Source organism: Aurantimonas sp. E1-2-R+4 (genome assembly GCF_036549515.1).
Lineage (GTDB): Bacteria > Pseudomonadota > Alphaproteobacteria > Rhizobiales > Rhizobiaceae > Aurantimonas > Aurantimonas coralicida_A.
The window spans coordinates 32441-51468 of the sequence record NZ_JAZHLK010000030.1; the positions used below are offsets into that span (position 1 = coordinate 32441).

Annotated in this window: 15 protein-coding genes and 2 pseudogenes; 3 read left to right on the top strand and 14 right to left on the bottom strand. The window is 62.2% G+C overall.

The window, feature by feature from the left end:
- Positions 1 to 64 precede the first annotated feature (64 nt).
- On the bottom strand, positions 65 to 1486 hold the full coding sequence (gltX, locus tag VQ045_RS14250) for a glutamate--tRNA ligase (RefSeq protein WP_331830564.1): 1422 nt from the start codon (positions 1484 to 1486) through the stop codon (positions 65 to 67).
- 113 nt (positions 1487 to 1599) lie between these two features.
- On the opposite strand from gltX, the gene VQ045_RS14255 reads away from it, so the two are divergent.
- A complete protein-coding gene (locus VQ045_RS14255) occupies positions 1600 to 4005 on the top strand; it encodes a ComEC/Rec2 family competence protein (protein WP_331830565.1) in 2406 nt (801 codons plus the stop codon).
- 82 nt (positions 4006 to 4087) lie between these two features.
- Here VQ045_RS14255 and VQ045_RS14260 read toward each other — a convergent pair whose 3' ends face one another.
- The 8 genes from VQ045_RS14260 to VQ045_RS14295 all read right to left on the bottom strand — a co-directional run bounded on the left by VQ045_RS14260 (position 4088) and on the right by VQ045_RS14295 (position 10375).
- A complete protein-coding gene (locus tag VQ045_RS14260; protein WP_442879874.1) occupies positions 4088 to 4315 on the bottom strand; it encodes a cysteine hydrolase family protein in 228 nt (75 codons plus the stop codon).
- A gap of 67 nt (positions 4316 to 4382) precedes the next feature.
- A complete protein-coding gene (locus tag VQ045_RS14265; RefSeq protein ID WP_327649931.1) occupies positions 4383 to 5039 on the bottom strand; it encodes a DUF2848 domain-containing protein in 657 nt (218 codons plus the stop codon).
- A 73-nt stretch (positions 5040 to 5112) separates the two neighbouring features.
- Entirely contained in the window at positions 5113 to 6393 is a 1281-nt protein-coding gene (locus VQ045_RS14270; RefSeq protein WP_327622065.1) for a TRAP transporter large permease, read from the bottom strand.
- Positions 6390 to 6968: a TRAP transporter small permease subunit gene (locus VQ045_RS14275; RefSeq protein ID WP_331830567.1), complete on the bottom strand. Its 579-nt coding sequence runs from the start codon at positions 6966 to 6968 to the stop codon at positions 6390 to 6392. Before VQ045_RS14275 ends, VQ045_RS14270 begins: the two co-directional genes overlap by 4 nt.
- A 20-nt stretch (positions 6969 to 6988) precedes the next feature.
- The gene (locus VQ045_RS14280; protein ID WP_327622067.1) at positions 6989 to 8050 is read right to left on the bottom strand and encodes a TRAP transporter substrate-binding protein; all 1062 of its coding nucleotides are present in this window, start codon (positions 8048 to 8050) and stop codon (positions 6989 to 6991) included.
- Between the two features lie 45 nt (positions 8051 to 8095).
- On the bottom strand, positions 8096 to 8881 hold the full coding sequence (locus tag VQ045_RS14285; RefSeq protein ID WP_331830568.1) for a putative hydro-lyase: 786 nt from the start codon (positions 8879 to 8881) through the stop codon (positions 8096 to 8098).
- Positions 8882 to 8968: 87 nt separating this feature from the next.
- Positions 8969 to 9895, bottom strand: a complete 927-nt coding sequence (locus tag VQ045_RS14290) for a LysR family transcriptional regulator (protein ID WP_327622069.1) — start codon at positions 9893 to 9895, stop codon at positions 8969 to 8971.
- Positions 9896 to 10003: 108 nt separating this feature from the next.
- Positions 10004 to 10375: a transposase gene (locus VQ045_RS14295; RefSeq protein ID WP_331830569.1), complete on the bottom strand. Its 372-nt coding sequence runs from the start codon at positions 10373 to 10375 to the stop codon at positions 10004 to 10006.
- On the opposite strand from VQ045_RS14295, the pseudogene VQ045_RS14300 reads away from it, so the two are divergent.
- Positions 10298 to 10966: pseudogene (locus tag VQ045_RS14300) on the top strand (L-serine ammonia-lyase); the annotation flags it as partial. The gene VQ045_RS14295 and the pseudogene VQ045_RS14300 sit on opposite strands and share 78 nt — an antisense overlap.
- A 136-nt stretch (positions 10967 to 11102) precedes the next feature.
- A pseudogene (locus tag VQ045_RS22030) lies at positions 11103 to 11363 on the top strand (transposase family protein); the annotation flags it as partial.
- 193 nt (positions 11364 to 11556) lie between these two features.
- Here VQ045_RS22030 and VQ045_RS14305 read toward each other — a convergent pair.
- From VQ045_RS14305 to VQ045_RS14325, 5 genes are all read right to left on the bottom strand, one after another.
- Positions 11557 to 13278, bottom strand: a complete 1722-nt coding sequence (locus VQ045_RS14305; RefSeq protein ID WP_327649703.1) for a putative bifunctional diguanylate cyclase/phosphodiesterase — start codon at positions 13276 to 13278, stop codon at positions 11557 to 11559.
- Between the two features lie 1132 nt (positions 13279 to 14410).
- On the bottom strand, positions 14411 to 15475 hold the full coding sequence (locus VQ045_RS14310) for a site-specific integrase (RefSeq protein ID WP_331830570.1): 1065 nt from the start codon (positions 15473 to 15475) through the stop codon (positions 14411 to 14413).
- Positions 15472 to 16587 carry a hypothetical protein gene (locus VQ045_RS14315; RefSeq protein WP_331830571.1) on the bottom strand — a complete coding sequence of 372 codons (1116 nt, stop codon included), beginning with the start codon at positions 16585 to 16587 and terminating at the stop codon, positions 15472 to 15474. Before VQ045_RS14315 ends, VQ045_RS14310 begins: the two co-directional genes overlap by 4 nt.
- 306 nt (positions 16588 to 16893) lie before the next feature.
- A complete protein-coding gene (locus VQ045_RS14320; RefSeq protein ID WP_331830572.1) occupies positions 16894 to 17901 on the bottom strand; it encodes a hypothetical protein in 1008 nt (335 codons plus the stop codon).
- A 239-nt stretch (positions 17902 to 18140) separates the two neighbouring features.
- Positions 18141 to 18908, bottom strand: coding sequence for a tyrosine-type recombinase/integrase (locus tag VQ045_RS14325; RefSeq protein ID WP_442879875.1), 768 nt, complete (start codon positions 18906 to 18908; stop codon positions 18141 to 18143).
- Positions 18909 to 19028: the final 120 nt, after the last annotated feature.

Genomic DNA, 19028 nt, shown 5'->3' on the forward strand with positions numbered 1-19028 from the left:
CGGAGCGACAAGTTCCGGCGCCAAATCCATATTGCGTTGCGAAGTCCGGACGATGAGGACTGGCTCAGCCAGCCTGATCGCCCAGCCGCGCGAGCGACTCCTCCCGGCCGAGCACCTCCAGAACATCGAAGACGCCCGGCGAGGTCGTGCGTCCCGTCAGCGCGGCACGCAGCGGCTGCGCGGCTTTCCCGAGTTTCAAGCCGTTTGCCTCGGCATAAGCGCGGACAAGCGTTTCAAGCTCGCCGGCCGACCAGATCGATACCGCCGCAAATTGCGGCAGCAACGCCGCGATGATGGGACGACCGCCATCGGCGAGAATCGCCTCGGCCTTCTCCTCCAGATCGAGCGGGCGATCCGCGTACAGATAGCTCGTGCTCTCGGCCAGTTCGACCAACGTCTTGGCCCGGCCCTTCAGGCCCGGCATCGCGGCGGTCAGTTTGGCGCGCACCTCATCGTCCGTCCGCGCCTTGAGAATCGCTCCATTCGGCAAGACATCGCGCTCGCCCATCAGCGTCTCGACCAAGACGGCATCGTCGCTCTGGCGGATCCAGTGGCCATTGATCGCCTCCAGCTTGGCGAAATCGAAGCGCGCCGCCCCTTTGTTGATGTCGTCGATGCCGAACCAGGCGATCATGTCCTCGGTCGAGATGATCTCGTCGTCGCCATGGCTCCAGCCGAGCCGCACCAGATAGTTTCTGAGCGCCACCGGCAGATAGCCCATGGCCCGGTAGGCCTCGATGCCGAGCGCGCCATGCCGCTTCGACAGCTTGGCCCCGTCCGGCCCGTGGATGAGCGGGATATGCGCCATCACCGGCACATCCCAGCCCATGGCTTTGTAGATCAGCGTCTGGCGCCCGGCATTGGTCAGGTGATCGTCGCCGCGAATGACGTGAGTAACGCCCATGTCGTAATCGTCGACGACGACGGCCAGCATGTAGGTCGGGTTTCCGTCCGAGCGCAGCAGCACGAAATCGTCGAGATCCTTGTTGGGAAACCGCACGTCTCCCTGGACGCGATCATGGACCACCGTTTCGCCCTCCAGCGGAGCGCGCAGCCGGATCACCGGCTTGACGTCGGCGGGCGCCTCGGAAGGGTCACGGTCGCGCCAGCGCCCATCATAGCGCGGCGGACGCTTCTCGGCCCGGGCCTTCTCGCGCATCTCCGTGAGCTCGGCCTGGCTGGCGTAACAGCGATAGGCCGCGCCCTTGGCCAGCAATTCCTCGACCACCTCACGATGGCGCTGCGCGCGCGCGAACTGGGAGACCGGGGGCTCGTCCGCCGACAGACCCATCCAGGCGAGACCCTCGATGATCGCCTGAACCGCTGGCTCGGTCGAGCGCTCGCGGTCGGTGTCCTCGATCCGCAGCAGCATCTTGCCGCCGGTTGCGCGGGCATAGAGCCAGTTGAACAGCGCCGTCCTCGCGCCACCGATATGCAGGAAGCCGGTCGGTGAGGGGGCAAAGCGGGTCACGACGGTATCCGTCATGGAGTCTCCGATCGAAAAGTCAGGGCAAATTGCGCGATCGTGGACGATCGCTTTCGCGTGCCGGCTGTGTAGCATAGGCGAGAGGAGAGACAAGGCGACGGGACCCGGAGCCGATGGACACAGCCGCCGATCGCAACGACAGCGCGAACGAGCAAAAGGGACAGCGTGCCCGAGCCGACGGCTCTAGAGCCTGGCGCGGGTTCCGGCCGCCGCCGCGCCCCGAATGGGGAGCGATCACCGCCGGCTGGCTGACCGCCCAATTGGAGGCCGAGACCCGCCACCGCTCCGGCTTCCATCTGATTGCGATCGGCCTGATGGTCGGGGTGGCGGTCGTTTACGGCATCGGATGGCGCCCTGGCCTGGCGGTCGCCGCCATCGCTTCCACCGTGTTGCTGGCGCTGGCCTTCCTCGTTCCGGAGCGGCCGGTGCTTCGCCCATCGCAGGTATGCGCCGGCTTCGTCCTTGCCGGCGCCGTCTTGGCGATGACCGAGATCGAACGCACGGACACGACGTTGTTCTCGGGCGAGGCGACGGTGCGGATCGCCGGCACCGTGGTATCGCGTGAGCGCACCGACAACGGCCGATATCGATACGTGATCGATATCGCCTCGACCGACCGACCGGTCCTTTCGCGCCCGCCGGAACGGGTGCGGATCGTCGTTGGCAGCCGCCACGCCCCGATTCCACCGGGCGGCGACTTCCGCGGTCTCGCCCGACTTCGGCCGCCGTCGGGTCCGGCTTTTCCGGGCTCCCATGATTTCGCCTTTGCGCCGTTCTTCAACGGCATCGGCGCCTACGGTTACTCCTTGGGAGCACCGGAACCGCCCGCATCCGACATCTTCGGCAGCGCGGCGCGAAAAGGTCTCGGTGCGTGGCTTCGACAACGCCAGACGGCGACGCGTCTGGCCATGACCGAACGCATCAGCCAGATCATCGGCGGAGCCGACGGCGGCATTGCCGCCGCGCTCGTCACGGGCGAACGGACCGGCATTCCGGACGAGGCGGAGGAGTGGCTGCGCGGAACCGGGCTCGCCCACGTACTGTCGATTTCCGGTCTGCACATGGCGATCGTCGCCGGATTCGCCATGCTTCTGGTCCGCTCGGTGTTCGCACTGGTGCCGGCGATTGCCTTGCGGTTTCCCATCAAGAAGATCGCCGCCGTCGCCGCGCTTGTCGTCGCCGCCTTCTATCTCGCTCTGTCCGGCGCTAATATCGCGACGCAGCGGGCCTTCATCATGCTTGCCATCATGCTGACGGCGGTCCTGCTCGATCGCCCGGCCCTGACACTTCGTAACGTGTCGATCGCGGCCATCGTGGTGATTGCGCTGACGCCGCACGCGGTGATGACTGCCAGCTTCCAGATGAGCTTTGCCGCGACGGTCGCGCTGATCGGCGGATATGCGGCTCTTTCGCGGCGCCGGGCGCGATCGCCGGTACCGCCCGGAAGCCGTGGTTGGGGGCATCGCATCCTGTTGGCGTTTGCGGCAATCGCGATGACCTCGCTCATCGCCGGAACGGCCACCGCGCCCTATGCGGCCTACCATTTCCACCGCCTGGCGACGTTCGGCCTCGTCGCCAACGTTTTGACCATGCCGCTGTTCACCCTCTGGATCATGCCGCTGGCGTTGATCGGCTCGCTGGCGATGCCCTTCGGTCTCGATGCCTGGGCGTTCCAGGCGATGGGGTACGGCATCGGCCTCGTCCTTCAGATCGCGCGGTTCGTCTATGAGCGCTTGCCGGATCAGGCGATCGGCCTGACCACGGCCACGGGTCTCGTTCTCCTGACGGCGGCCATCCTGGCGGCATCGTGCTTCGCGAGCCGCCTACGCTATGTGGCAATTCCGCTGGCCCTCGCCGGACTGGCGGCGGCACCGGATCGCGTCGCGCCGCCTGAGCTGCTCATATTCGAGGATGGCAAGGAGGTGGCGCTGGTTGCTGAGGACGGGCAACTCGCCTTTCTGCGCGAACGCCCGAACGATTTCATCGCCGCGCAATGGGAGCGAGCGTTCGAGGCGCGTGGGAGACCGTCGGCCGACCGGGAACCACGCCGGCGCATTTCGGTCGACTGTGACGAAGCGCTTTGCCGCTTCGAGACCCGCGATGGGTTGAAGGTTGTCTGGACGGACGATTACGAGAAGACCGGCGTCGCCTGCGATAGCGGTGACGTCGCGATCGTCGCCCGTGCGATCCGCCTGTCCGCCTGCCGCTCGGGCGCCATCCTGGTCACACTTCGGACCCTCCGGCGGACCGGCTCGCTGGCGATACGGCGCGACGCTCTGTCCGGTCGACCGATCGTCGATCGCGCTATCGCGGACCCACCGGCTGAATGGAATCGCCATCGCCTGGCGCCTTGGCCGGAATATTGGCGGAAACCGGCGGTGGAGACGCCTGCGACGGCAGCCCGGCGGCAAGACGAGGCGGTCGAGACCGTCAACGACGCGGCGAGCAGCACGGCGGCCAACCCGACGGTGGGGCTTCGGGAGAATCCGCGGCCCAAGGCGGCAGGGGAGCCGAACTAATCAGCCGCTTCAGTGATGCGATAAGGCTGGCATTCAACTCTGCCGCGCGGCTCTGGGAATGCTGAACACATTCGCGCCTGTCTCACTCCCGGGCGGATGAAGAGCGGGTCGCGAGCCCGATCATCTCTTGGGTGGTCAACGTCTGACAATAGCCTGTGAAAGCGGCAAGCGCGTTGACGTGTCGCTCCTTGGAATGGGTGGCGCAGGCATCCGAGATGCATATGGGATAGAAGCCGCGGTCGGCGGCATCCCGCACCGTGTGGTCGACGCATTGATCGGTGAACTCTGTTGACGACCTGCACCGCCCGATTCACGGCGCGAAAGGTCAAACGGCCGGAGGCGCACTTCAAGGCGAAAGCTGGTTCTTTCAGCTTGGCTCACTCCACCGCTGGCAGAACCAGGCTTTCGTACTCATGTTCGATCGTACGGCCAAGCACCGGGTCGTGCAGCTGCATCCGGAAGTAGCGGGCAGGTCGGACGCCCCCCGACAGAACCCCCAGCGTGCCGCACATCATTGCCGTTCCCGGCTGCAGGCGATCGGGGCCCGCCGCGAAGGGAGATGTCTCGATCAGTCCCGCCAGCGGCCGGATCTTCGCCACGCCGCCATCCTGATACGGTGTCCACTCTGTGCCCGGTTCGTCGCGGATCCACGAGCGCAGCGCGATCTCGTCCAGATGTCCGCACACTTCTTCGTAGCGCCAAAGCCGCTTCGCCACTGGCTTGGCGCAGACCTGCTTGGACAGCGCGACGGAGTGGGCTTCCAATTCGCGGTCCGTGTGATCCGAACCGAGCCCAAGGAACAGCGCCTTGCCATCGTCCAGCAACAGCGGCTCGACCTCGCCCGACGATGTCGCGCCGACGACCTGGATCGCGGCGTCGTTCGTAAGGAGAGCCGAGCCGATCCGGTAGAACAGTGGGACGGCAGACGGCGGCGCGACTCCGATCGCTTTCAGTTCGGCGATGTGGTGGTCGACGGCGGCCTGGTCACGCCCGGTCCAGCCGGCAATCACGGCGTTGTCAATGTTGACAGACAATGGGCTGTCACGGAGCACTTCGAACGTCAATGTCGTGGTCAAGATCGTACCTGCCTGTTGTGACGGTTGGAAATCAGAGGCCGTTGGCGAGAAAGAGCGCAAGGCCCGGGAACAGGATGAGCGCGAAGACCATCGCCAGCATGGTCAGCGCGTAGGGTGTGACGCCGAGCATCACTTCGCTCAGCGAGCCCTTGGATCGGGCCGCCTGGACGACATAGAGATTGAGTCCGACCGGCGGCGTTATCAGCGCCATCTCGATCAGCACGATCATCAACACGCCGAACCAGATCTTGTCGAAGCCGAGGTCGGCGACGATCGGCACGACGATCGGGATGGTCGCGATCATCAGCGACAGCGTTTCGATGAAGAAACCGAGCACGATGTAGAGAAGGACGATCACGAACAGGGTGCCGTATGCCCCGAGGCCGAGATTGTTGAGGAGTTCCGTGAGCTGGCGGCCGAGCCCGGCGGAGGCCAGCGTGTAGTTGAGGAAGTAGGCGCCGACGATGACGAACATGATCATCGCGGTGGTGCGCACGGTGCCCAGCAACGCCTCGCGGATCATCGAAAAGGTCAGTGCCCGATGGGAGGCGGCAATGGCGAAGGCCATTGCAACCCCGATGGCGGCTGCTTCCGTCGGGGTCGCCCAACCGCGATAGATCGATCCGACAACGACGCCGAACAGGATTGCGATCGGCAGAAGGTGGCGCAGTCCGGAGAACCGCTCGCGCCACGAGAAGCTGCGCGAGGGACCGCCGAGCGCGGGTTTGATCTTGCAGATCACCGCGGTCACCGCCATGAAGCCGAGCGCCAGCAACAGCCCCGGCAGAAGACCGGCGAGGAACAGTCGCGGCACCGACGTTTCGGTGAGAAACCCGTAGACGATCAGGTTGATCGACGGTGGAATGAGGATTCCAAGAGTGCCGCCGGCGGCAATTGCTCCGGCGAACAGTTTTGGATCGTAGCCGAGCCGGTCGGCCTGGGGCATCGCGACCGTGGCGACCGTGGCTGCGGTGGCGACGGATGATCCGGACGTCGCCGAAAACAGCGTGGCAGTCGCGATATTGGCGTGGACCAAGCCGCCCGGCAGCCAGGAAAACCAGGAATCGAGCGCGGCATAGGTCCGCTCCGCGATGCCGGCGCGCACCAGGATTTCTCCCAGCAGAACGAAGAACGGAATGGCGATGAGGAGGAAGCTGTCGGACGACGAATAGACGATCTGGCCGAGGCCCCGGATCAAGGGGAAGGGCGAATAGAAGACATCGATCCCAATACCGAGCAGAAACAGGACGACGCCGACCGGTAGGGAAAGGGCGAGCAGCCCGAGAAGTCCGACGCTGACTGATCCGATCATGGTATTTCCCCGGCTTCGCCGCCGTCGCCCGCTACGTCCCGCACGGCTTGCCAGTCTCGCCCCAACGCCGACACGACGATGCAGACGAGCAGGACCGCGGAGACGAGTGCGAGCCAGACCCAACCCGCAAACCAGATCGATTGCGGAATCCACAAAGGTGTACCCAGCGGTGTGTTGGCGTGTGAGCCGCGGGCTAGCGTCTTGCCCAGGACGTCCCAGGAATAGAAGGCGACGAGGCAGGCGATGCCGCTCAGGCTGGCCAACGCCAGAAGGTCGAACAGTGCCCGCCCAGCGGTCGACAGACGCAACTGCAGAATATCGATGCGCACATGCGCGCGCTCGGTCAGCGCAAAGCTGAAGCCCCAGGTGGCGACACCGGCCATCACGTAGCCCGAGATCTCGTCGGCACCGCCGAGGCTGCCAATCGACGTTTGCCGAAGAACGATCTCGAGGAGGATGAGGGCGACAGTTGCCAGGAGAGCCATGCCGGCGAGAACCGCGATTACGCGGTTGATCGTGGCCAGCGCGGCGGCGACCCGGACCGGGCCGCCACGTCTTGCTTGGGTTCCTGTCATGACCGCCGCCCTTTTTCGTCTTATTGCGCGGCGATGGTGACACCGACGGCTTTGCCGACCGACTCGTTCCAGCGCTTGGCCCAGTCCCCGCCGGCCCGTTCGGCCCAGTCTGGAAGTACCTTCTCGGTCAGCACTTTCCGGGCGACTTCGCGATCCGAGTCAGTCGGCTCGACCAAGGTCATGGAAGCGGGCTTGCCCGCTGCGCAGTCGCCGGAGCCGGTCAGGCAGGCGACATCGCGTGACAGCGCGTCAGCGGCTTGGTCCCAGGCCGGGGCCTCGAACTTGGTCTTGATCTCGTCTTGAAGGAACGTCTGCATCTCGGGTGACAGCTCGTTCCATTTGTCGAGATTCATCGCGGTGACGACAGGGTCCCAGCCGCCGAGCGGCAGAGTGAGAAGATGCGTCGAGGATTCCCACCAACCGGCGCTGTAGCCGGAGCCGGCACCGGTCACGGCGCAATCGACGACGCCGCGCTCGAGCGCGCCGGGCACTTCGGAAAACGCCATGGTGATCCCCTCGGCGCCGAGTTCTTCCAGCAAGATCGCGGTCATCCGGCCGGAGGCGCGGATCTTCTTGCCCTTGAGGTCTTCCAAATTGGAGATCGGCGCGTTGCAGAAGACGACCTGAGGCGGGTAGGGGGCGATCGCCAGCAGCTTGGCATTGAAGCGGTCGCGCATGATGTCTTCGACCATCGGCTTGGCGGCTTCGGCGACGTCGCGGGCCGTTGCTGCGTCGGTAGCGATCAGCGGAACGTCAAGGCCCTCGAGTTCGGGCGCGTCTCCCACCGTGTAGTCGGCGACCGTCATGCCGATGTCGAAGACGCCGTCGCTGAGCAAACGGAAGACGTCGGCACCCTGAACGCCCATCTGGTCGAAGGTGGTCAGGTTCACCGTGACGGCACCCTTCGAGTCCCCCGGTAGGATTTCGGTCCAGAACGGCTGCTCGAATTCCTTGTAGAGCGGCAGGCTACTCCAGCTACCGACCACGGAAAGCGTTGTGTCCGGCAGGTCTTGCGCATTCGCGGCAGCGTTTGCCGCCAGCAATGCCGTTGAGATCGAGAGAGTGCGAAGAAGTGCTTTCATTACGTGACTCCATTTGGTGGCAGGTGACAAGAAGCGGGTGATTGGTCAGGAACTTCGTTCGGCCAGGAGATCGGTCACCAGCATGTGGCCAGGATCGTGGGTGATGGCGATATCCGGTCGCGCGGCGCGGATCGCCATTTGTGGGGTGACACCGCAGGCCCAGAAGACCGAAACTTCGTTTGGCCCGATCACTGGGGCGTCGCCGAAGTCCGGATTCATGATGTCGGCGATGCCGATCGCGGCTGGATCGCCAAAATGCAGCGGCGCTCCATGCGCCAGCGGCTGACGGTCGGAAAGAACGATCGCCCGAATCGCATCCTGGGGGGAGAAGGCGCGCATCGAGACGACGATCGGGCCGGCGAAGGGGCCGGCGGGTTTCGTTGCGATGTTGGTCACATACATCGGCACGTTGGTATCCGCGTCGATATGCGGGACCCGGATCCCGGCGCGTTGCAGAGCTGCCTCGAAGGAGAAGGAGCAACCGATCACGAAGGTAACGAGATCGTCTCGCCACTCCTTTGTCAAATCACCTGGGGAGCCGACCAGCTCGCCGTCGCGAAAAATCCGGTAGCGCGGCACGTCTGTACGGATATCGACGTCCGCACCGAGAGTCGGCAGGCGGGGATCTCCGGCCTCCCCGACGGCCAGCAGCGGGCACGGCTTGGGATTGAGGACACAAAAGCGCAGGAAATCCCCGGCCAAGGCTTCCGGAAGGATCGCCAGATTTCCCTGAAAATATCCAGGCGCCTGACCGCTCGTCGGACCTGTGAAAGAACCGGACCGAATCCGTTCGCGCAAGGTGCGAGGGGATCGCTCGAACTCTCCGGTCATTTCCTGGGCAGCCTCCCGAGCTGTTTATTTTTTCTGCAAGGGGAGTGTTCCATCCGTCGCTGCATGCGTCAATTGATCAACTTTCGATCATTTTGATCCGCTGGGAAGATCAAATGGATGGTCCATCGCCGCGACGGCTTGTTCCGCCGCGACCTTCAATTCGGCGCTGACGTCGGCGTCCAGCGACGGGTGGTGCGCCAGAACAAAGCGGAGTGGTTTCGGTTTCGCGGCTGCGACGGTGTCGAGCCGCCTGATCCGACCAGCGACAATGTCCGTGGCGGCCATGCTGGACGGCAGAACGCCAATTCCGAAGCCGGCGCGCACCAGATGCAACGCGGTCGAGAGCGATGCGCAGCCGTGCAGCAGTGGAGCTGCATCGAGGTGGGCGGCGGTGAAGATCGCATCCAGATTTCGATAGGGAATGGTACCCTTCGGAAAGGTCACGATCGGATGCCTCGCCAAGTCCTTCAATGTCAGCGGGTGGTCGGGGACGTCGGTCGTCGCGGCCGCGAACCAGTCAATGATGCTGGCGTGGATGAATGTGCCGGACGCCTGGGCCGGTACCCACTCCTCCATCAGGACGGCGATATCCAGATCGTCCTGCAGCAGCTTGGCCGCGAGGACTGACGACGTGTCGACAGCCAATTCGATCCTAAGGTTTGGAAAACGATCACGGATTCGGGTCATCATGCCAGGCAGCCATGTATGCACGACCGTTTCCGCCACACCGATACGGATCGTGCCGGCGAAACCGCCCTCATGCCCAAGCGTGGCCATGATGCGGTCGCGCATTTCGGTGAGACGCGCCGTCTGGTCGAGGAAGGTGCGACCCGCCGGCGAAAGCCGTCCACGGCGCTTGCGCCGGTCGAACAGTTCGACACCCAGCCGATCCTCCAGCGCGGCGATCCGCGCTGATACGGCGGACTGGGACAGTCTCATCTGCGCGGCTGCGGCCCGGAAGCCACCATGCCGGACGATGCAACTGACGATCTCGATATCCTTGATGTCGAACATTGGCAGCCAGCCTCCGAAGTGGGTCGTCGGATGATAACAGTCTCGGCGGTCAAGTACCTGCTCGCCGGCGTTGGACAACTTGCCCGACAGCCTGGACAGGCCTTGGATCTAGGTTGTGTGGACAAACCCGATCCATTGTCTGATCGTAGCAATCTCAACGAATCCGAGAAAGCTTGAGGCCAGATTGTCGTAACGGGTGGCGATGCGGCGGGTCTGCTTGAGGCGATTGAAGAAGCGCTCGATGCGGTTGCGCAGCGCGTATTTGGTCTTGTCGACCGGGCGCTGAACTCTGCGGTTCGACTTTGTCGGGATCACCGGGTCTGCGCCGCGCCGCTCGAGATCGTCGCGAATGGCGTCGCTGTCATATCCCAGCGCGAGATGGACGCATCGAGACACGAGGCCGTGTCGGTGCGACAGCGTGCTCGCGGCATTCACGAGCAACTCCTGACGGAGCGCGGCCGAAACTCGGCGCAGCCCCATGCTGTCAACGACTGGCTTTCGGTCTATGCAATGGCGGTCAACGAGGAAAACGCCGCTGGCGGACGCGTCGTCACCTCACCGACGAACGGCGCCGCCGGCGTCGTGCCGGCGGTCCTACGCTACTATCTCGACCATTGCGTGGGGGCGGAATCCAAGAACACTCCGGTGTTCCTGCTGACAGCTGCGGCGATCGGCGGCCTGATCAAGCACAATGCCTCGATCTCGGGCGCCGAAGTCGGATGTCAGGGGGAGGTGGGGTCGGCAGCCGCGATGGCGGCTGCAGGGCTTTGCGCGGTCCTTGGAGGAACCAACGAGCAGATCGAAAATGCTGCGGAGATCGCGCTCGAGCACCATCTCGGGATGACCTGTGATCCGGTTCGGGGACTGGTGCAGGTTCCCTGTATCGAGCGCAACGGCCTCGGCGCAATCAAGGCGGTCTCGGCGGCGTCACTCGCACTGCGGGGCGATGGCAAACACTTCATGCCCCTCGACAATTGCATCGCGACGATGCGGCAGACCGGGATCGACATGAGCGAAAAGTACAAGGAGACGTCGCTTGGAGGACTCGCTGTAAACCTGCCGGAATGCTGAGGTGGATAAAGGGAGGGTCTTTTTACGCTAAAGGCCAGAAGCGTGGGCCAGACCCGGGGCAATCGCTTGAAGGGAGGCGATTCCGGCACGGAGATTACCGTGATTCATAGGAGACCTCGAATCGGTGAGGTTTCCCATGTCCGGCCAGTCGCTTTTGGATCAGTTCTCGGCTCTCGAGGACTCGCGTCAGACGTGGACGGCGATCCATCCCTTGCCGAGACCGTGTTGATCGTGCTTTGCGGCACGATGGATGGCGAGAGCGGAGGACTGCGTCGAGATTGAGGAATGGGCCGGCCAGAAGCTGGATTTCCTCAGGCGCTTTCTGCCTTTCGCGTGGGGCGTGCCCTCGCACGACACGCTCAACCACGTCATGAACGCCTTGTCGGCAATGCTTTTTCGCAGGACCCGACGGGGTGTGCCCATCCGCTGCTAGAAAATCAATGACTTAGGCGTGGCGGAGAGGAAGGGAGAAGGACCCCGTTCCTCGCGTTCAAGCATTCCAGGTGTTGTCGCCGACAGATGCGCCTTGACCTCGGCGAGACTGTATCACGAAATCGTACCAGTAAGCCGGCTGATTTCCAAAGTCACGCCTACACCTGAACCAGCCGATTTTGGGAAATCCAATCTCGTACATCGCACCCCCAAAGTGGCCGGGCTATGTAAAAGCCCTGGCCTTTGTCGCAGGATAAATCTCGAACCTTGCCATATGTTTGTTCGTTTTCGATCCCCTCGGCGACAACCTGGAAACCTAGTGCATGAGCGGTCTGTATGACCGCAGCAACGATTATCTGCGTCTTCTGATCGGACAGCAGACTGTCCATGAATGAGCGGTCGAGTTTAAGCGTGTCGGCGGGAAGGTCCCTGAGATAGGTGAGCGAACAGTGGCCGGTCCCAAAATCGTCCAGCGCGATCCTGACCCCGAGCTGCCGGAGTTCACCGAGCACGCTGATAATCGCCGATGGCATGGTGGCGAGCGCCGTTTCGGTGATTTCAAGTTCCAACTGCGACGGAGGCACCTCGTGCCGTTTAACCAAGTTTTTGAACGTGCCGAGAAAGGACGGGTCTTCCAGGTTACGAATGGAGACGTTAATGGCCACAGGCAGGACCAGTCCGTCGCGCCTCCAAGCCGAAGCCGCGGCCAAACTGGCGTCGAGAATGCGCTCCGTGAGCGGTTTTATCAGGGCGGTTTCCTCGGCCAGAGGAATGAAGTCCCCGGGTGAAACGATGCCGAGCTCGGGGTGCTTCCATCGGGCAAGTGCTTCCACCCCGACGCAGATACCCGTGGACAAGTCCACCTTGGGCTGAAACTGCAGCGCAATCTGCTCGGGTTTGGCCAATGCGGCCTGCAAGTCCGGTAAGAGCCGCGAGATGGACCTGTACTTTCTGTCCTTCTCATCGTCATAGACGGCGTATGGCTCGCCCGCATCGATCGCTTCTTGCAAGGCGGCGGTCGCACTTCGGAGCAGGTCCAGAGCCGTCTTACCGTGGCTCGGGTAGGACGAAATCCCGACATTCCCCCCCGCCAGCATCGGCGTGGCATCGGTTGCGAACGGCGAATGTAGAACGTCGAGTATCATGCGACACAGACGGGGAGCATCATCCCACACAGCACTCGGTACGACGGCGGCAAACGCACCGTAACCCAGATCATAGAGCATCGCCTCATTGGAGAGAACCTCCTTCAATCGGGAGGCTGTCCCGGTCAACAGGGCATTGGTTTGAGCGTATCCCAAGCTGGCGGCGGTCCGGTCGACATGCCTGAGCTTGATACTCAAGATCGCAAAAGTTCCATCCGTCCGGCGGTCCGACTGAATTTTGGCATCAACATGATCCAGAAGAGACTGCCTGTTCGGTAAACCGGTCATGAGATCGTGCCGACTGAGATGTCGGGCGGTGTTAAGTTGCAGCATGAGCGCGCTCCACAGTGCCCCCGCGAGTGCCCCGATGAACGTGAAGAAGCCCATCTGCACGGTCCAATTGGCAGCGTCTTGGAAAGTGCCTGCATCGACATCGAGGGGCATGAGCGGACCCACAAGGAGGCCGGCGACCAGGCCGGTGGCTGCGCCAGCAGGAAGTCCGAACAGAAAAGCCGCGACAAGGATCGGGACATAAAGCGAGTGGACATATGCGAGCTTTGTGCCGCCTGTCGCCCAAACGAAACCAGCAGCCAGCGCAAGTAATGTCGCAATTGTTATCACCCCGACGATGAGCCGCAGGCTATTGCGAACATGTGGGATGTCCGTCCAGCCAGAGATGCCGCCCCGCGCAAGTTCCAGCAATCGTGGACTTTGAAGCGTGTGATGAAAAATCATGCGTCTATCCCTCTAGCTAGCCTTCATCTCTAAGAACAATATTTCCCTCACGACCAGAAGATGATCTCCGTCTGGAAGAACGGGCTCTGCGCTCCTCATCTTTAGGGCTCACGTTCCGATCCTCCGCTAATTTGAGGCTCTCCTCAAATTTCTGCCGGATGACCCTCTTCGCGGCGTACCTCCGGAGCGCTGTGATCAGAAAAATGATGATTGATGTAAACACCATTATTCCCAGACCGGCGATGGTTCGGTTCTCGCTGGCATCCCGATCGTTTACCTGGGGGGGGCAGGCCACGGATGTGCCGTTGGGACAGCGGGATTGAGACCCGCCGCGCTCCCACCCACGCTCGTCGGCTAAATATCCCATGTCATCGCGAGGAGAACCGATGACAGTTGTTTGGACGACAGGTCTTGAGAAGAAGGAGCCGGTAGTCGGTCGTGCGTGCGGAACATTTAAAGTCGTGGTGTTGGCTTTGCACGCGATGCCAGACGCTCTGAAGTCCGTCTCGTCGCGCGCTTGCGCTCTTTCACTGGGGCCGTCATTTCTTACCAACGCCAAGACACAGCTAGCGGCATTGGATAATGACACCACGACAAGATACCGCGCCCCACTGGCAGCGTGCACCGTCTCGATGATAGCACCGACCAGTGCTCCGTCCCGAATTCGCCATTCCACCAGCCGCACACTGGGGCCGCTCCAATTCTTCCAGTCTCGCCAGCCGCCGAGCCCCCGAACATCAAGCCGTTTCTCACGATTGATAAGGCCCGCGTAAATGGAGAACTGCCTATCTTCTTCAATAAACAGGATCGAATACCCGTCAGGTCCGAGACATCTTGCTCGGTGAAGGCTCGGCCTTCCTTTTACGATCTCACACCGCTCACTGACGACCGAAGAGGCCTCAAACGCCAATGCGCTCGAGATCGGTAAAGGGATGAGACCCACGAATATCAGCGCAATCACCAGCGATTTCGATGTAGAGGTACGCCGGCCCCATCCTATGGGATAAATTGATATAAACACTTTCATTTTCAACCACATAAGGTGCCCGGGACATCTCTAAGGGGGACACGAAAGTGCTAATTATTGCTTACAAAAATTGTGAACCTCAGCCGGGACCAACCGGTCACGGGGTCACAACAACGCGGCGACAGCGTTGTCCACAAACAGCTCGCCATCTCGGATATATCGGCTGAGCATCGCATCGCTGGCGTGCCCGGTTTGTTGCCTGATCTTCCATGACGAGGCACCCGCCTGAGCGGCACTGGTGGCGAAGCCGGCACGCAGGCTGTGGCCCGAGAAGCCTTCGGGATCGAAGCCAGCCGCTGCCAAGCGTTTCTTCACGATAATCGAGACGGCTTCTCCCGACAGACGCTGATCCCTGATGCGCCGATGTCGGGTCATGCCTCTGAAAATGGGGCCGGCCTCGATGCCGGAGGCCGACAGCCATGCTTCCAGGGCGGTGACCGGGCACCACCGCGTCCGGCCGTGGGGTATCCCGATCTTCCGTCCTGCCCCGGCCTGGTCTGTCTTCGATCGACGCAGCGTGACCACGAGCCCCTGACGCACGGTCTCCACATCGGCGACGTCCAGACCGACCAGTTCCGATCGGCGGAAGCCGCCAGCGAACCCGATCAGCAGCAGGGCGCGATCGCGCATGTCCTTCGGCCTGTCGCCCATCGCCCCCAGCACGGCGAACAGATCATCGCGCAATAACGGCTTGGCCTGTCGCTGAGCCGAGCCGTTCCTTCGTCTGATGCCTCGAAGGGTCGCCTTGACGAGTGCATCGGTCGTCGGGCTCGACACCCGCTTCAACGCGTGGGCTTTCGACAGCGAGGCAAGCCGCCGGGTCAGCGTGGCCGGGGTCAAAGCGTCGGCGTGGGTGGCCAAGTAAGCGGCGATCATTTCGGCCGACGCCGGGATCATGCCACCCCAGGCGAGGAAATGATCAAGGTCGGATTGGTAGGCCCGCTTGCTGTTCGCAGACAGTGAGCTGTCGACCAGATCGGCGACGACTGGTGAGAGATCGTTAAAATGCGAGACATCGCCTGTGCAATTGATTGCACGCGGGGCTTTGTAGTTCGTGCAATCAATTGCAATTCTACCGACCGGCGCGTTAATTTTCCGTTTATCGCCCGCGTTTTTCTCTTTTTTGGGCTCTGATAATGGAGGGTTATCGGAGGAGAGACCGGGCGTCATCGTGCATTCCCCTTGGCCGATGACGATCCAAGGATGCCCGCTCGGACCGCATTCAGATGGCCAAGATTGGCCCGAAACGCGTCGAGCACGTCGGCCATTCCGGTGGCAGGGATGCCGGCCCAGAGCAGGTCCGTCTCGCGCCCCAGCGTCTCAAGCTCATCCACCTGATCCCACTCGAACCGATACGCCACTGGCATGGCGTCGGTGTAGAAGGCCGCGAGATACGCGGCGTCCCTATGCCGGAACTCGGGGACGTGTCGTTCAAGAGCCGAGCGTGCATTCTGGTTCTCACGAGCGAAGGTCACGATCGCCTGACGCCCAGCCCGCGTGTGCTTGTCGAGGGCATAGGTCGGGACGCCATCCACGAACATCGTGGGTGGGACCGGCACTGATCGGCTTGTCGGCTCACTCCGTCCCCGTCTGAGCTCCTGGAGGAGCGGCGGCAGCATGAGGACGATGGGCTCGCGTGTGGCCTTCGCAGCGGCCTGTATGGCCAGTCCCGTCGCTTCTGGCAGGCCGGCATCGATATAGGCCGTCATGAGGCCGATCAGATCACCGCCGCCGATGCGCTTCTCGGTGCCCGCTTCGACGCCCGAGGCGAACCACGACGCCGTCGCCCTTAACGCCAATGGCTGCTCGGCATCCGTCGCAACCGCGATCCTTTCTCTGACGCTGAGCGCACCGACGGTTTCGCGGTGGCATTCCCAATTCGGCCGGTGGACCGCCGAGCAGATCAAGTAGTCGCTCGACCTCTCCTTCGGAGCCGCCGCCATGGCACGGACCATCCAACGGGCAACCGTCGGCGTGTCGCCATGTTGACGTTGATGGCGGGCGTCGGTGCAGAGCCGGGTGAGGGTCACCAGCAGATCGGGAGCGCCGATGCCGATGTCTTCATAGGCGATCACCATCAAGCGACGAAAGATGCCGGTCCCCCGATGACGGATCAGCGTCAGGATGGCGCGTTCGGCGGTCTCGGCGTCACCTCGTCGGATCGCCTTGTGGACGGTCGAACTGGCCACCCAGGGGTCGCAGGGTAGCGGCCTCAAGCTCGGCAGCGGACTGTTCTTCGCGTCGTCGGTCAGCGGGATTTCGGGTTGGAATAGGTCTGTCATCATGGCCTCCTTGCCGTGGCAGGGAGGTCGAGATCGAGAGACCCCAAATTGACGCTAGCTGATGGGCGAGCGTGGGCAAGGAGGTGTACACAAATATCCGAAACAGGGGCGAAAACCGCCCGTGTGCAATCAATTGCGCCGACCTAGTCCGAAGGCGAAATGGCTCTTATTCGGTATGGTTTCGTACTTTTCATAAGCGAACCACACGCTTTCAAATTGACGGTTCACGGTCGGAAACCGTCCATGTCCCTGGAACACGCCCCGAGATGGGATTTACAAAACTAAGGGACAATACCGGACAGCAGGCTATGGCATCTTGGCGAAATGGGCCTTGTCACCGACCACCAAGGCTTTCAGCGTGGCTGGCCAGTTGTTCCAGACGACCTCGGCGTCCCACCAAGTCACTTGGCACGCTTTCAGATGCTTGCGGTACTTGGCTTTCTTATCTTTCGGCAGGAGGCTCAAAGCCTTGTCAACGCCCCTGAACCGGACGCTGTCTTCGAACATGCTCCATTCCCACTCCTTGCCCCCAGGCGGTGGCGGCGGGAAGTTCTGAACGAGCGTCGTCCCGGCAAATGGGTTCTTGAGCTTGTGCAGCCCCTTCAGCGTGATCGACGGGTTTCGAAGCCGGCGCTCGATACGAACTCTCGTCTTGCCTTCCCAGCTAGCGCCCTTGGCGATCAGCTCGGCCTCCTTGTCGTAGATCAGGGTCTGGTTCCCCTTGCTGACGCCGTAGACCACGTTTTCCAGGTGGCCGTCGGTCGACCAGTCCTGCTTCTTCATCCCCTGCTTGGCGAGGTAGAGGAAATCGTCCAAACGAACCGCGTGGAGATCAACAGCGACGTCAAGCCGCGTGATCTTCCCATGCTCGATCGCGTACTCCCACCCGTCGTTCATTACCGATTTCAGCTGACCGTTAAACACATCCATGCCGGTCTGGCCGAGCGCAGAGGGGTTGAAATCGAACCTCAGCTTCTCGGCCAGACCGGCGGCATGACGATAGTACAGGCGGGGCTGGTGCTCATGGTTGGGCAGGTTGATCGCATACCCGCCGTTGAAGCCATTCAGCCACGGCGCTGGCTGCAGAAACGATTTGTCGTCCCACGCTCCTACCATCGTCTGATGGATCGCCTGGGCCATCCCCTTGCTGTGAGGTGTCACCAGGACGGTGAGCTTGTCGATGAAGGGTATAAGTTCCGAAGCAGGTTTGGGACCTGTAGGCGGGCTTGTATGGCTATTGGGATGGTCGTTTTTCGGCTGTGTTTGGGTCTTGTTAGAAAGCCCCTTCGGTACCTTGAGTTTGATGATCGTCACGCCGCATGCCCTAGCCGTGGAAATTCGTCACGGCCCATGATCGGGGAAAGGCGTTAAGAGAGCGAAAAACTCTGCTCCCAGCTATGGGAGGTTATGACATCAAGAAGCTCAGATCAATCGGGTACTCCACTTTATCGATCACGGCATGCAGCTCATCGATCTTGGGGCCGCTGCCGTAGTGGCTGTGGACCTTCTTATCGGCATGACCCAGAAGCGCCATCGCCAGACGCTCAGGGGCTTCAGCCGCATAAACCGCGTCCGTGAAATTGTGCCGGAATGAGTGGAAGGCGGTCTTCGGGGTCTTGAANCGCCATCGCCAGACGCTCAGGGGCTTCAGCCGCATAAACCGCGTCCGTGAAATTGTGCCGGAATGAGTGGAAGGCGGTCTTCGGGGTCTTGAAGCCTACCTGACGGGAGTACCGGCCCCACCACTTGCTGAAGTTATGCGAGAAGTAACCGTCCTTCCCCTTTTCGATGTCCGAGAACACACGATGGGTGCCGGGCTTGTCGGCCACCAGCTCAAGCAGACCGCCCTTCAGCAGGACGTCATGTACCGGGACGCGACGCGCGCTCCCCGCCGTCTTCAGCGACTTTCCTTCGCCCTTCGAGATGTCAAAGAACCAAACGTCCTTCTCCTGCTTGATGTCCGAGACGAGGAGCTGAACGATCTCCCCCATGCGCATGCCGGAATACAGGGCAATCAGTGGCACCCAGAATTTACCGTCACGGATCACCTCCGGCCCTGCTTTGTGGCGCTGCGAGCCCAGGTGACCGGCGTAAAGCGGTGATGAGAAGATCGTCTTGAGCTGTTCGACGGAATAGGGATCACGACCGTCACGGCCCTTCGGCCCAACCCCCGTGATCTTCACCTTCTCGCCCGGCACCTTCTCGATCAGCTCCTCATCATACGCCCAGCGAAGGAAGGAGCGGAACATCGAGAAGTATTTGTCCTGCGTCTTCGGCGAGATGACGGGTCCACCAGAGGAAATGGCTTCGAGCACCGTCATCCCCTTGGTCGCGGCCAGCTTCGTGTAGTTTGAAGGCAGGCGTTGCAGGGCGTCACGAAGGGAAATTACGTCGGCCGTATCAAGGGCACGAACCAGCTTCTCGCCCCCGATGATGCCGAC

What these genes read in the sequence shown, in the direction of transcription:
- VQ045_RS14280 (WP_327622067.1), bottom strand. Translation starts at nt 8,050, where the DNA reads ATGAAAGCACTTCTTCGCACTCTCTCGATCTCAACGGCATTGCTGGCG.
- VQ045_RS14305 (WP_327649703.1), bottom strand. Translation starts at nt 13,278, where the DNA reads ATGATTTTTCATCACACGCTTCAAAGTCCACGATTGCTGGAACTTGCG.
- VQ045_RS14285 (WP_331830568.1), bottom strand. Translation starts at nt 8,881, where the DNA reads ATGACCGGAGAGTTCGAGCGATCCCCTCGCACCTTGCGCGAACGGATT.
- VQ045_RS14315 (WP_331830571.1), bottom strand. Translation starts at nt 16,587, where the DNA reads ATGACAGACCTATTCCAACCCGAAATCCCGCTGACCGACGACGCGAAG.
- VQ045_RS14270 (WP_327622065.1), bottom strand. Translation starts at nt 6,393, where the DNA reads ATGATCGGATCAGTCAGCGTCGGACTTCTCGGGCTGCTCGCCCTTTCC.
- VQ045_RS14310 (WP_331830570.1), bottom strand. Translation starts at nt 15,475, where the DNA reads ATGACGCCCGGTCTCTCCTCCGATAACCCTCCATTATCAGAGCCCAAA.
- VQ045_RS14295 (WP_331830569.1), bottom strand. Translation starts at nt 10,375, where the DNA reads ATGGGGCTGCGCCGAGTTTCGGCCGCGCTCCGTCAGGAGTTGCTCGTG.
- VQ045_RS14275 (WP_331830567.1), bottom strand. Translation starts at nt 6,968, where the DNA reads ATGACAGGAACCCAAGCAAGACGTGGCGGCCCGGTCCGGGTCGCCGCC.
- VQ045_RS14255 (WP_331830565.1), top strand. Translation starts at nt 1,600, where the DNA reads ATGGACACAGCCGCCGATCGCAACGACAGCGCGAACGAGCAAAAGGGA.
- gltX (WP_331830564.1), bottom strand. Translation starts at nt 1,486, where the DNA reads ATGACGGATACCGTCGTGACCCGCTTTGCCCCCTCACCGACCGGCTTC.
- VQ045_RS14290 (WP_327622069.1), bottom strand. Translation starts at nt 9,895, where the DNA reads ATGTTCGACATCAAGGATATCGAGATCGTCAGTTGCATCGTCCGGCAT.